At 73.8% G+C, this 13,131-nt stretch carries 10 protein-coding genes and 1 pseudogene; 6 read left to right on the forward strand and 5 right to left on the reverse strand.

All coding sequences use genetic code 11. The features are described from left to right. Positions 1 to 102 precede the first annotated feature (102 nt). On the forward strand, positions 103 to 948 hold the full coding sequence (locus ACFO4E_RS28445; protein ID WP_378580126.1) for an SDR family NAD(P)-dependent oxidoreductase: 846 nt from the start codon (positions 103 to 105) through the stop codon (positions 946 to 948). 97 nt (positions 949 to 1,045) lie between these two features. Here the strand turns inward: ACFO4E_RS28445 and ACFO4E_RS28450 are convergent, their stop codons facing one another. After that, complete coding sequence (locus ACFO4E_RS28450) at positions 1,046 to 2,506, reverse strand: alanine/glycine:cation symporter family protein (RefSeq protein ID WP_378580127.1); 1,461 nt, start codon at positions 2,504 to 2,506, stop codon at positions 1,046 to 1,048. 458 nt (positions 2,507 to 2,964) lie between these two features. Beyond that, positions 2,965 to 3,684, reverse strand: coding sequence for a TetR/AcrR family transcriptional regulator (locus ACFO4E_RS28455; RefSeq protein WP_378580128.1), 720 nt, complete (start codon positions 3,682 to 3,684; stop codon positions 2,965 to 2,967). Between the two features lie 91 nt (positions 3,685 to 3,775). Between ACFO4E_RS28455 and ACFO4E_RS28460 the strand changes: the two genes are divergently transcribed. The 4 genes from ACFO4E_RS28460 (at position 3,776) to ACFO4E_RS28475 (ending at position 9,111) form a co-directional block, all read left to right on the forward strand. Beyond that, positions 3,776 to 5,305: an MFS transporter gene (locus ACFO4E_RS28460; RefSeq protein ID WP_378580129.1), complete on the forward strand. Its 1,530-nt coding sequence runs from the start codon at positions 3,776 to 3,778 to the stop codon at positions 5,303 to 5,305. A gap of 1,149 nt (positions 5,306 to 6,454) precedes the next feature. After that, the gene (locus ACFO4E_RS28465; RefSeq protein WP_378580130.1) at positions 6,455 to 7,468 is read left to right on the forward strand and encodes a phytoene/squalene synthase family protein; all 1,014 of its coding nucleotides are present in this window, start codon (positions 6,455 to 6,457) and stop codon (positions 7,466 to 7,468) included. 43 nt (positions 7,469 to 7,511) lie between these two features. Continuing rightward, positions 7,512 to 8,228: an aspartate/glutamate racemase family protein gene (locus ACFO4E_RS28470; protein WP_378580131.1), complete on the forward strand. Its 717-nt coding sequence runs from the start codon at positions 7,512 to 7,514 to the stop codon at positions 8,226 to 8,228. A gap of 70 nt (positions 8,229 to 8,298) precedes the next feature. Then, on the forward strand, positions 8,299 to 9,111 hold the full coding sequence (locus ACFO4E_RS28475) for a class I SAM-dependent DNA methyltransferase (RefSeq protein ID WP_378580133.1): 813 nt from the start codon (positions 8,299 to 8,301) through the stop codon (positions 9,109 to 9,111). Positions 9,112 to 9,169: 58 nt separating this feature from the next. On the opposite strand, the gene ACFO4E_RS28480 is transcribed toward ACFO4E_RS28475, so the two are convergent. Next, a complete protein-coding gene (locus ACFO4E_RS28480; protein ID WP_378580135.1) occupies positions 9,170 to 9,775 on the reverse strand; it encodes a TMEM165/GDT1 family protein in 606 nt (201 codons plus the stop codon). Positions 9,776 to 10,773: 998 nt separating this feature from the next. Here ACFO4E_RS28480 and ACFO4E_RS28485 point away from each other — a divergent pair. After that, a complete protein-coding gene (locus ACFO4E_RS28485; protein WP_378580137.1) occupies positions 10,774 to 11,634 on the forward strand; it encodes an NAD(P)H-binding protein in 861 nt (286 codons plus the stop codon). A 60-nt stretch (positions 11,635 to 11,694) separates the two neighbouring features. On the opposite strand, the gene ACFO4E_RS28490 is transcribed toward ACFO4E_RS28485, so the two are convergent. Both ACFO4E_RS28490 and ACFO4E_RS28495 read right to left on the reverse strand, forming a co-directional pair. Beyond that, the gene (locus ACFO4E_RS28490) at positions 11,695 to 12,468 is read right to left on the reverse strand and encodes a class I SAM-dependent methyltransferase (protein ID WP_378580139.1); all 774 of its coding nucleotides are present in this window, start codon (positions 12,466 to 12,468) and stop codon (positions 11,695 to 11,697) included. Between the two features lie 172 nt (positions 12,469 to 12,640). Then, positions 12,641 to 13,131 (reverse strand): annotated as a pseudogene (locus ACFO4E_RS28495) (hypothetical protein); the annotation flags it as partial.

Consider the following 13,131-nt stretch of genomic DNA (forward strand, 5'->3'; position numbering starts at 1 on the left):
CCGGCGAGACGAACCGTATCGTTTTGACATTTCGCCGAACGACGGGCATGCTTCGGGAAGTCGAACCGAGACGTTCCGTCTTCACTGTGAAAGGGGGCCTTCGTGGTCCACTCCCCCGAAACCGCCGCCGCTGCCCGGGTCTGGTTCATCACCGGTGCGTCCCGCGGACTCGGGCGGGCGTTCACCGAGGCGGCCCTCGCCGCGGGCGACCGCGTCGTCGGCACCGCCCGCGACGTCGGCCCGCTGGAGGACCTGGCGGCGGGCTCCGACGGCCGCCTGGTCGCCTTCCCCCTCGACGTCGCCGACCGCGAGGCGGTCATGGCCGGGGTCCGCCGCGCCTTCGACACGTTCGGCCGGCTCGACATCGTGGTCAACAACGCCGGTCAGCTCCTCTACGGCATGCTGGAGGAGGTCACCGAGGACCAGGCGCGGGCGCACATGGACACCAACTTCTTCGGCGCCCTGTGGGTCAGCCAGGCGGTGGTGCCGATCCTGCGGGAGCAGGGCTCCGGCCACATCATCCAGGTGGGCACCGTCGGCGCCGGCGGCGGCTTCTCCTGCGTGGGCATGTACAGCGCGGGCAAGGCGGCGCTCGACGCCATCAGCGAGGCGCTGGCCATGGAGGTCGAGTCCTTCGGCATCAAGGTCACCAAGCTCCAGCCCACCAGCTACGACACCGAGCTGTTCACCACCGGGACCACCGCGACCGACGAGAACCCCGCCTATACCGGCCTGCGCGCCCGGCTCGCGGAGCTGTGGAGCGGGGCGAACGGCCCGGACCCGGACCCGGCGCAGGCCGCGCCCGTGCTCATGGAGCTGGTGGACCTCCCCGACCCGCCCCGGCGCCTGGCGGTCGGCGGATACTCCTACGACCTCTCCCTCGAATCGGACCGGGAGCGCACCGCCGAAGCCGAACGGTGGGAGGCGCTGAGCCGCAAGGGCGGCTGACCCCGTGCCCGCCCGCGGGATACGGAAAGGGGGGTGCCCCGGCGACGGCCGGGGCACCCCCCTTGCTCGTACTCCCGCGACAGCGGGGACGTGCGGGTCAGCCCTTGGTCACGTCCACGAGGTCGGGGTCCTTCCAGTTGGGGTTGGCGAAGTACTTCCGCGTCTCGGCGGCGATGACCCCCGACAGCACCAGCAGGCCGATGAGGTTGGGCACCGCCATCAGCCCGTTGGCGGCGTCGCTGAACGCCCACGCGATGCCGAGCTCGGTCGTCGCGCCGATGTAGACCACGGCCACGAACAGGATGCGGAACGGCATCACCGCGCGGCGCCCCACCAGGTAGTCCAGGCACCGCTCGCCGTAGTAGGACCAGCCCACCAGCGTGGTGAAGGCGAAGAACATCAGCGCGATGGCGACGATGTAGCCGCCGATGGGCGCCAGCCCCGGGCTGATGCCGCCGAACGCCTCGCTCATCGCCCAGTTGGTCATGAGCGCGCCGTCGCCGGTGTCGGCTTCGGCCTCCCAGGCGCCGGTCACGATGATGACCAGGCCGGTCATGGTGACCACGATGATGGTGTCGATGAAGGTCTGGGTCATGGAGACCATGGCCTGGCGCACCGGCTGGGCCGTCTTGGCCGCCGCGGCGGCGATACCGCCGGTGCCCAGCCCCGACTCGTTGGAGAACATGCCGCGCGCCATGCCCTGCTGCATCGCCATGATGAACGCCGAGCCGGCGAAGCCGCCGACGGCGGCGGTCCCGGTGAACGCGTCGGTGAAGACCAGCACGAGCGCCGCCGGGATGTCGACCGCGTGCACCGCGAGCACGACCAGCGAGGCGACCACGTAGGCGACGATCATGAAGGGCACGACGCCGGAGGCGAACCGGCCGATGCTCTTGATCCCGCCGAGGATGACGGCGGCCACCAGGGCCACCATCGCCACGCCCGACACCCAGGTGGGCACGCCGAACGCGCTGTCGAGCTGGCCGGCGACCGCGTTGGCCTGGGTCATGTTGCCGATACCGAACGAGGCCAGCGCGCCGAAGACCGCGAAAGCGCCGCCCAGCACCCAGCCGACCTTGGCGCCGGCGCTGCCCGCGCCGAACTTCTCGGCGAGGCCGTGGCGCAGGTAGAACATCGGCCCGCCGCTCATCTCACCCTTGGAGTCGGGGCGGCGGTACTTCACGCCGAGCAGCGCCTCGCTGTACTTGGTGGCCATGCCCAGGACGCCGGTCACCCACATCCAGAACAGGGCGCCCGGACCGCCGACCCCGATCGCCAGGGCGACACCGGAGATGTTGCCGACGCCGACCGTGGCGGCCAGCGCGGTGCTGAGCGCCTGGTAGTGCGAGATGTCGCCTTCGGCCTTCTGGCCGTCCTTGTCGGCTTCTGTTCTGCGCACCAGCGCCAGCCACATGGCATGCCCCAGGACGCGGAACTGCAGCCCGCCGAGGCGAATGGTGAGGTAGACCCCCACGATGAGCAGCATGGGGATGAGGAAGAACGGCCCCCAGACGAAGGAGACGATGGCATCCAATACCGCTTGGATGGACTCGGACATTGAAGAGGGCTCCCAGGAAAGTGCAGAGGAAGAATCACCGCGGGGGACGACCCGCGGTCCAGTTGTTCCGAACGACGGGCGCCCGGGTCGGCGGACCCGGGCGCGCTTCGGAAAGATTCACACTTTAGCGTCACATTGGTGTCACATTCGGCCTTCTGACATGTTTCGTGGTTTTCCGAAGGGGAAGTCCGGCCACAGGTACGAGACCCCCGGTACCCGCGGCCACCACGGGCGCGCGGTGGTGCCGGTTCCGGCGTTCGACCAGGCCACACGGGCCCGGGCGAAAGGTCCGCAGACCCGGGTCCCGGGCGCGGCGGCGGATCCGCGGCCGGGGGCGGGGCGCCGGGGCAGGTCGCGGAGCGATCGCCGCCGGCCGGATACCGCCGCGCGGACGCCTGCGCCGACGGACGCGACCCGTGCCGCGGCGCGACCGTCGCACGCCACGGTGGGCCGGTGCGTCAGCCCTGTTCGGGGCGGTCCGCGCCGAGGACCGCGAGGCCGTGGAGGAAGGCGTCCGCGCCCCGGGTGAAGTGGGTCGCCCAGTCCTCCTCGCCGGTGACGGCGTGGGCGGCGAGGGTCGGATAGCGGTCGGCGCTGCCGCGCAGGTGGTCGTTGACCGCGGCGCGGGCCGCGGCGGCGCCCGGGTGCCGCCAGGCGGCCTCGGCGGCGACGGAGCCGATGACGAAGGTGGAGACGGCCGCGGCGCCGGCCCGCAGATCCAGCCCGGCCAGCCCCGCGCGTGCGAGGGCGGCGTAGACGGACTCCGAGTGCGCGAGGGCGTTGGGGCCCAGCAGGGGGCGGCTGACCGCGAGGGCGGCCGACCACGGGTGGCGCAGCAGAGCCGCCCGCAGCCCGCCCATGAAGGCCGCGACGTCGGCACGCCAGGAGCCGCTTGCGCCACCGGACGCGGCGACCTCGCCGAACACGGCGTCCAGCGCCAGGTCCAGCAGGTCGTCGCGGTGGGAGACGTGCCAGTACAGGCTGGTCGCGTGCACGTCCAGGGCGTCGGCGAGCCTGCGCATGCTCAGCCCCTCGGCCCCGCCCTGGTCGAGGACCTCCACCGCCGCCGCGACGATGCGCTCCCGGGTGAGGGCCGGCGCCCGGGAGGCGGGGCGCGGCTCGCGCAGCCACACCCCGCCGGGCACCGCGTCGCCGCTCTGCGCGCGCTTAGGGCTCATGCCCCCACGATACCCATCCTCCGACACTCGTTGATCAGTCCTACAGTGTAGGTTGCATCAACGACTGTAGGACGCGGACGGGAGCGCGCACATGGCCGAGACGGCACGGGGACACCAGGAGACTCCGACGGGCCATCCGCGCCGATGGCGGATCCTGGCGGCGGTCTGCGCGGCGCTGCTGGTGATCGTCCTGGACAACACGGTCGTCAACCTGGCGCTGCCGTCGATCGCCGCCGCGTTCGGCGCCTCCACCGCCCAGCAGCAGGCGGTCGTCGACGCCTACGTGGTGGTCTTCGCAGGGCTGCTGATCGCCGCGGGCGCCGCAGCGGACCGCTACGGCCGCAGGCGCGCCATGGTGGCCGGGCTGGTGGTGCTCGGCATGGCCTCGGCCGCCGCCGCGGCCGCCGGGTCGGTGTGGTGGCTGGTCGCGATGCGCGCGGCCATGGGGGTGGGGGCGGCGCTGGTCATGCCGGCCACACTCGCGGTGATCGTCCAGGTCTTCCCCGCCCACGAGCGGCCCCGGGCCTTCGCCGCCTGGGCGGCGGTGGCCGCGGTGGCCATGGCCACGGGGCCGGTGCTGGGCGGGCTGCTGGTGGCGGTGTGGAGCTGGGCGGGCGTGTTCCTCATCAATGTTCCGGTCGCCGCCGCGGCCGTGGCCGCGATCCTCCGGCTGGTCCCCGAATCCCGCGATCCGGCGCGCAGCCCGGTCGAGCCGGCCGGCGCGCTGCTGGCCACGGTGGGAATGGCGGCGCTGGTCACGGCGGTGATCGCGGTCGGCGGGCACGGCTCCGCCGCCCCCGTCGTGCTCGGCTGCGCCGCCGTGGCGGTCGTGGCGCTGACCGCGTTCGTCCGCGGGCAGAGCCGCTCGGCCGCGCCCCTGGTGGACTTCTCCCTGTACCGCGACCGGGGGTTCGCCGGGGGCAGCGCGGCGGCCGCCCTGCTCACCCTGGGCACCGGCAGCGCCCTGTTCGTCATCGGCCAGTACCTCCAGCTCGTCCTGGGCCACACCCCGTTGGAGGCCGGCGTCGCGGTGGTGCCCCTGGCCGCGGGCACGGTGCTGGGCTCGGCCGCCGGAGGCCGCGCCCCGGAGCGCATCGGCGCCCGTGCCGCGATCGTCCTGGGGCTGGCGGCCACGTCGGCGGGGTTCGTGCTGCTGGCCGCGCCGGGGCCCGACGGCCCCTACGCGGTGGTCGCCGCCGGGCTCCTGCTGGCCGGGGCCGGGACCGGGTTCGCGGGGCCCGCCACCACCAGCACCGTCCTGGGCGCCGTACCCCCCGACCGCGCGGGGATGGGATCGGCGCTCAACGACACCCACCAGCAGCTCGGCATCGCCCTGGGGGTGGCCGCGCTGGGCGGCCTGCTATCGGCCGCCTACCGCGCCGGGCTGCCCGCCTCCGCCCCCGCTGAGGTACAGGCGTCGCCGGCCGGCGCGCTCGCCCACGCGGCCGGCGGGCCCGGCCGCGCTGAACTGGCCGAGGCCGCGCGCATCGCGTTCACCGGCGCGCAGAGCCTCACCATGCTCGCCGCCGCCGGGTGCGCCGCGGCCGGCGCGATCACCGCGTTGCTCGTGCTGCCGCCGCGCACCGCGGACACCCCCGGCACCGCCCCGCCGACCGGGTAGCCGGCACCGTAGCGGCCCGCGCCGGCCAGAGGAAGCCCCGGGGGCAACGCTGCGCGCAGGCGGGTCACACCGCCCGTGCGGGCACCCGCACGGCCCCGCCGCCCGGGCCGACCGGCCGCGGTACCGGCCCCGGGCACACCGGCCCGGACGGCACGGGCGCCGGAATGTCACGGCCCGGACGACGGGACACGCCGGGGTCCATGCCGGTCCGCCGTTCCGGGGCGACCGGCGCGCCCGCGGGGCCGCCGAGGGCCTGGCCGAGGAGCACGGCCGTGTACACCGCGGCGGCGCAGGCGTCGCCCAGCAGCGCCATGGCGCGGTGCGCGCGGCGGCCGCGCGGTCGGCCGGGGTCGCGTATTCGTGCACGCGGAAACGGCCGGCCGGACGGGCGTCCTCGGCCCCGGGGACGTCGGCCGGGAGGCCGATGCGGGGAGGCTTCGCGGAGGAGCACATCGGGAACGAGTACGGACATCGCATTCTTTACCCGCATTCGCGGGGCAATGGTGGGTGAATTCGATAATGTCCGGGTGAGCGCGGTTCGCGGCCGCGCGTCCGGAAGTTCGGCGGAGCACGCCGGCCGCGGGGCGGCGCCGAACCGGTGTTCCGCCCGCCGTACGGTCCGGACGGCGGAAACCGCGGCCGGCGATATCCCTTCGGACCGACCGCCCGTTCCCGCCACGCGGCCGTCGTCCACCCCGCCCGCAAAGGGCTGCGCGGACGACACCCGTTGCGCCGCACCGCCGCCCGACGGAACGGCCGCACGCTCGGCGAACACCCTCCGCGGCGACCGCGGTCACCACCGCCCCGGGCCCCCTCCCTCCGGGATTTCCCGCCCCCGCCAATTCACCAAACCCGCAAACAACCCGCAATTTCGCACATGAGTGGACATTGCAGCTATGGGAAATTCAATTCCCCCGGAAAACGGCCGCGGATTCCCACTGGGAAGGTGTTATCGTTCCGGACGTCGGGTACACCATTGCGTGAACGGCCACCGGCCGAAAAGCGCACGCCCCCGTACAACGGTCGCGTCGCGGGCGACCAGCCCGCGCCGTTCCCCCGCACCCCCGATCCCCCCGGATCGCCGCCCCCGCCCACCCGGCCGCGACGCCCCCGGCGCCGCCGGCGCACGTGGGCCCGGAAGGAACGCAGTTGAGCACACGCGAACTCGATGCCGCCGGCTTCCGCGACCTCCGCTTGCGCGACGCCTACGGCACCTGCCAGACCTTCCTGAGGCACCGCAACTCCGCCACCTACCCCGCGGCGAGCACGCTCCTGCCGCCGGGCAAGCGGCCCTACTGGGACGCCGTCTTCGCCTTCACCACCTACGCCGACGACCTGATCGACGACCCGCTCCGGCCGCCGGAGTCCCGGGCCGCACGGTTCGACGAGTTCGAGCGGGCGTTCTTCCTCCTGCTCAAGAGCGACCACCCGTGGCGGGAGGCGCCGGTCGAAGGCCAGGGCCGGCTCCCGCGGCGGCTGTCGCTGGCGTTCCTGCACACCGTGCGCACCTGGGACATCAGCGAGGAATCCATCCGGCAGTTCATGTCGACCATCCGCACCGACCTCCACACGACCGACTACCCCTTGTTCGCCGACCTCCACGCCTACATCCACGGCGTGTGCGCCGTGGGCACCCAGTGGAACGTCGAACTGCTCGAACCCCGCGACGACGAGGCCGCGCGCAGGGCCGCGTCCATGAGCGTCGGCCTGCAACTCACCGACATCCTGCTGGACCTGCGCGAGGACCTCGCCGTCGGACGGCTGTACCTGCCCGTCGAAGACCTGCGGCGGTTCGGCCTGACCCGCGCCGACGTGGAGGACGCGGCCGCACAGGGCCGCCTCACCGACCCCCTGCGCGAGCTCGTGCGCTTCGAGGCCGACCGCGCCCGGTCGCACTTCGCCGACGCCGGCGACTGGTGGCGGCTGGCCCACCCCTGCACCCGCGAGCTGCCGCGGCTCTACATGCAGCTGGGGCGGGCCTCGCTGGAGTCGATCGTGCGCGCCCGCTTCGACGTCCTCAACCCCGCGCGCACCGGACGCCTCGGCGACACCGCCCGCGCCTGCGGCGCGTCCGCGCTCGCCTACACGCGGGCGTGGCGGGTGCGCGCCGCCGCGCGGGGCCGGCCCACCACCGTCCAGCCCGCGCCCGTCGGCCCGCGCTGACCCGCGACCGCAGCCACACGAACCGAATTCGACGGGAGACGCCATGCGACTCACGGTCATCGCCCCCACGAGCGACCCCGCCATCCTGGACCTGGTCCGGGACGAGGCGACGGGCTGGGCCTCTCCCGGCACCGCGATCGACGTCGCGGGCCTGCCCACGACCGCGGCCATCGCCTCCCGCCACGACACCGCGCTGGCCGTACCCGACCTCCTCGCCGCCATCGGCACGGCCGAGGAGTCCGGCAGCGACGGCGTGCTGGTCTCCTGCGCCGGAGACCCCGCCGTCCACGAGGCCCGGGAGACCGCAGCGATCCCCGTGGTCGGGGGCTTCCAGCCCGCGGCCCTCACCGCTCTGTCGCTCGGCGAGCGCCTCGGGTTCATCACCGTGCTGCCCAGCGTCGTGCCCATGCTGCGCGCCCTCATCCGCGCCGAGGGCCTCACCGGCCGCGTGGGCACCATCCGGGCCCTGGGCTCCGACACCCTCGACGTGCACGACACCGGCGCCCTCACCGGGCTGATCCGGGCGCAGGCGGCCGACATCCTGCTCCGCGACGAAGCCGATGTCATCGTGCTGGGCTGCACGGGCTTCGTCGGGGCCGCCGCCCGGGTGCAGCAGGACCTGGCCGATACGGGGTTCGACGTACCGGTCGTCGACCCCACCGGCGCGGCCGTGCTGTGGCTGGAATCCCTCGTGCGGCTCGGGGTCCGCTCCAGCCGCACCACCTACCACCCGCCGCCCACGATGACGTGGCTCGCCTGAGCCCTGGACCCCGACCACCGGGCCGGCGAACCGTCCGGCCCCACGACAACGAACAGGTGAGTGAACGACCATGACCGCCCCGGCCACCGCGCCCCACGACCACTCCCAGCCCTACGCCACGATCGCGGACTCCTACGACCGGCTCCTCGACTGGTCCAGCCGCAATTGGGACGAGAGCCCGCGCACCCGGGTGGGCGACTTCCTGGACACCCTCTGGGCCGGGCGCGACGAGCCGGTGCGCACCGTCATCGAGCTGTGCTGCGGCACCGGCGCGGTCCTCGAAGAGCTCGCCGAGCGCGGGTACACGGTGGCGGGGCTGGACCGGTCGGCGCCGATGCTGGAGCAGGCCCGTGCCCGCCTCGGGCCGGCGGTCGAGCTCGTGCGCTCCGAACTCCCCGACATCCCGGCGGGCGCCGCCTACGACGCGCTGATCAGTGTCGGCACCGGCTTGAACTACCTGGCCTCCCCCGACGACTTCGCCCGCACCCTCGAATCGATGGCGCGCACGGTGCGCCCCGGCGGGCCGGTGGTGTTCGACCTGCTGTCGGTGCGGATGCTCACGGTCGACGCGGTCGAGGGGTTCGCCCAGCGTCCGATCGTGGAGTTCGACGACTCGTCCTTCTTCTGGACCTATGAGCACAACGCCGCCGAAGGGTACTGCGACCTCACCTATACCCGGTTCCAGCGGTGCCCCGGCGCCGCCGATGAGCTGTTCACCCGGACCCGGGAGCTGCACCGCATCCACCTGCGCGAGCGCGAGCTCGTCGAGCGGCTGGCCCGGCAGGCCGGCTTCACCGACATCGCGGTCTACGACAACTACGCGCAGCGGCCCGCCTCGGAGGAGACCCAGTACGAGGTGTGGACGATGGTCGCGCCGTCTTGACCCGGGCCCGGCCGTCACCCCCCTTCCGGCCACGGCCGGGCCCGCCTTACCTCTGCCGTCAGGCCAGCAGCCGGTACCCGCCCTGGAAGGCCATGACGGCGCCGGCGATGAAGAACAGGGCGGCGGCGCCGATCTGGATGGCGCGCTCGGGCAGCCTCTTGCCGAGCACCCTGCCGATGACGATGGCGATGCCGTCGGCGAGCACCATGCCGACGGTGGAGCCGATCCACACCGCGGCCCAGGACAGGGGGACACCGGCGTAGTTGGCGCCGACGGTGATGGTGGCGAGCATGGTCTTGTCGCCGAGTTCGGCCAGGAAGAAGATGGCGGCCACGGTGATGACGCCGGAGCGGATGCGCCGCGAGGCCGCGCGCTCCTCGTCCTTCTCGGTGAGGTCGTCGCCGCGCAGGGTCCAGGCCCCGAAGAAGATGAAGGCGAGGCCGGCGAACAGCGCGATCCAGTCGGTGGGGATGGCCAGGCCCAGCACTTCGGCGATGAGGACGCTGACGCCGTGGACGGCGATGGTGGCGATCGTGATGCCCACAAGGACCGTGCGGGCGCGGTAGCGGGTCGCCAGCGACATGGCGACCAATTGCGTTTTGTCGCCCATTTCAGCGACGAAAATGGCGCCGGTACTGACGGTGAGCGCGGTGAGGAATCCCACGGAGGAGTCTGCCCTTCGGTCGTAACACGGCACCGGAGAGCATGGGGAATGCGGAACTCCGGCCCGTGGTCGGCTAACGGGCCGAAGGTCTCGTCCGCCCCGAAAGGCTCACGCGGCCGGGTTCCACCTGCATGAGCGGGGTTCCAGCATGTCGACCGCGCGGATTGAGGACTACTCCCCTCCGACGCGTCCGACGCTACCAGAATTCAATGGAATCACAATTCATTGGCATTCCATGCGCAAACGGAAGCCATTCCGAATTTCAGAGTTAGGCCGTCCGAAGAATTCGATGAGCCCTGCCGTCGCGCCCCCGATGGCGCGGCCGCGCCCGGCCGTGGTCGCGGTGGCCGTACCCGCCGTTGCGGCCGTAGCCGAGGAGGACGGCGCGCCCTCCTCCCGGAGGATCGCGGCGAGCCGTCCGGCCGCCTCCCCGGCATCGGTCCGCACGAACCGCACGCGGTCCGGAGGGTCGGGATAGAGCCGCACGCCGTGCCCGCTGTCGGCATAGCCCAAGTGCGCGACCCGGTGCGCGCGGAGCACGGCCGCACTCGCCCACCCTCCACGGCGTTCTTGCGCACCGGGCGGATGTGGTCGATGAGCCGCTTCCGGTCGAGCCGGACCCCGTCGTCGACGTACTCGAAGTCCTCCGTGTGGTAGCGGTCCACGACCACCGCGGGATCGTCGCCGCCGAAGGCGGACTCGTGCGTGTACGCCGGCAGGTGGCCGGCGAGGTCGTGCGCGGGAAGGACCTGGGGGGAGGTCGCCATCGGTACTCCTCGGGTCGATCGGCGTACAGGGCCACGATGACGCTACCCCCTACCCCTAGCAGGTACCACGCTCCGGGTATGCGCCCGGGACCGTGCCGGGCGGGGCCCGGTCGCGGGACGCCCGAGCGGCGGTGCGCCAAACCCCGTTGACCTCAACCGGGGTTCACCTTCTAGCGTTGCGGCCACCGCCGGCCTCCGGGTGGGCCGGCCGAACGCGAGCGAGGTCCCTCCATGCCCCGTCAGACCGGCGTCCTGGTCATCGGCGCCACCGGCAATGTCGGCCGCAACGTCGTCGGCGGACTGGTGGACCGCGGGGTCCCGGTCCGCGCCCTCACGCGCCGGCCCGACCAGGCCGGCCTGCCCCCGGCCGCCGATGTGGTGCGGGGCGACCTCACCGACCCGGCCTCCCTGCAAGCGGCGCTCGACGGGATCGGCGCGGTCTTCCTGGTGTGGCCGTTCCTCACCGCCGACGACGCCCCCGCCGTCCTCGGCCTGATCGCCGAGCACGCCCGCCGCGTCGTCTACCTGTCGTCGGCGGGGGTGGACGACGCCGCCGAGCACCAGGCGGACCCGATCAACCAGTTCCACGCCGACGTCGAGCGCGCCATCGCGGCATCCGGGGTGGAATGGACCTTCCTGCGGGGCGGCGGGTTCGCCACCAACAACCTCGAATGGGCCGAGACGATCCGCACCGAGGGCGTCGTCCGCGCCCCCTTCCCCCACGCGGCGCGCTCCCTCGTCCACGAGCGCGACATCGCCGCCGTGGGCGTGCGTGCACTGACCGAGGACGGCCACACGGGGGCGACCTACATGCTGACCGGCCCCGCATCCCTCACGCTCGTGGAGCAGGTCGACGCCATCGCCGCGGCCCTGGACCGCCCGGTGCGCTACGAGGAGGTCCCGCCCGAGGAGGTCCGCGCGCAGATGCTGGACGCCGGGTGGCCGGCCGACGTCGTGGACGGCATCCTGAACCACCACGACGCCACCCAGGACACCGCCGACCCGGTCACGACCACCGTCGAGGACGTCACGGGAACGCCCGCGCGGACCTTCCGCCAGTGGGCGCTGGACCACGCCGACGACTTCCGCTGACCGGACGCGGCCGGGGGGCCGCGGGCCCGGAGCCGGGCCCGCGGCCCCCCGGCCGCCACCTCACCCGCGTTCGGCGACCACGAGGAAGCGGTGGGCGCGCACCTCCAGCGGCGTACCCGACGCCATCCGCGCGTGCAGGCCCAGCAGCCGGTCGCGGTAGCCCTCGACGGTGAACCCGGGCACCTGCCACGGCGTGATCCGCAGGAACCACACGAGCGCGCCGACGTCGGAGAACGCCGCGGGGATCAGCTCCTCGCGGCGGTCCAGCACCCGCAGCCCCGCGGCCTCGACCTCGCCGGCGGCCGCCGCGAGGTCCCAGGCGGCGTAGTCGTGCGGGGGCGCCCCCAGCGCCTCGTTCAGGCCGGCGAGGTCGCGCCCGCCCACCTGCTGGGTGACGAAGACGCCGCCGGGGCGCAGGATACGGCGGACCTCGCGGGCGTCGAACGACTCGTGGCGGTTGATGACGAGGTCGAACCGGGCATCGGGGAAGGGCAGGCGGGAGTCGTCGCCGATGGCGCTGACGGCGATCCCGAGCGGTTCCAGCCGCGCCCGCGCCACCGCCACGTTGGGTTCGTAGGACTCGGTGGCGCAGGTGTCGCCGGGGCGGGGGGAGAGCCCGGAGAGCAGTTCGCCGCCGCCGGTGCCCATGTCCAGCAGGGCATCGGCGCCCGGCAGGAGCCCGTGGACGACGTCGCGGTAGTCCCACGAACCGGCGGCCTCGCGCAGCCGGTCGCCGAATACGCCGAAGTCCCATCCCTCGAACACGGCCGCCTCGCCGTCGGCGACGAGTGCCTCGAACGCCGGGGGGCCGGCGGGGTCGTCAGGGGAGTGCACCGTCCCGTTCTATCCGCCCGGCGCACCGGTCGCTACGGCGCCCCGCTCCGCTCCGCCCTCCCCCCTGTCCACAACGGGTCCCCTGGACACAACGGAGCCGGGGCCCGCCCGTGGTGGGCGGGCCCCGGCTCGGGGGTGGCCGGCTGCGGTGGCCGCCGGCCGGAGTGGCGCCTTAGCGCATGTACGCGTCGCGCACGCGGGCCAGGCGCTCACGGGCCCCGTCGGTGAGGCGCTTGCGGCCGTCCGCGGTGAACAGGGACGGGACACGGTCGCCGGCGTCGTTCAGCCCCTTGGCCAGAGCCGGGCGGAACTTCGTGAGCAGGACCGCCACGGCCAGCGCCGGCAGCACGGCCGCGGTCACGGCGCCCGCCGCCATCGGCATGTCGGCGCCGGCGAGCTGGAGACCGGAGAGGTCGTCGGCCGCCGTCGAGGCCTGGACGCCGGTGCCAGCGCCGGAACCGCCGTCGCCCTGCGAAGCGGGAGCGGTCTGCGCGTCCGCGGGTTTCTGCTGGTCGGCCTGGGCGTTGCCGCCGGAGCCGCTGGTGCCCTGGCCGGAGACGGCGTCGGTGCACTTGGTGTCGGTGCCCATGGGCTGGGGCGCGCCCTCGGTGCCGTTGCCGTCGCCCCACTTGGTGATGTGGTACTGGACGTCGATGTGGCCCT

Origin of the sequence: Nocardiopsis mangrovi (assembly GCF_042653925.1) — a bacterium.
Lineage (GTDB): Bacteria > Actinomycetota > Actinomycetes > Streptosporangiales > Streptosporangiaceae > Nocardiopsis_B > Nocardiopsis_B mangrovi.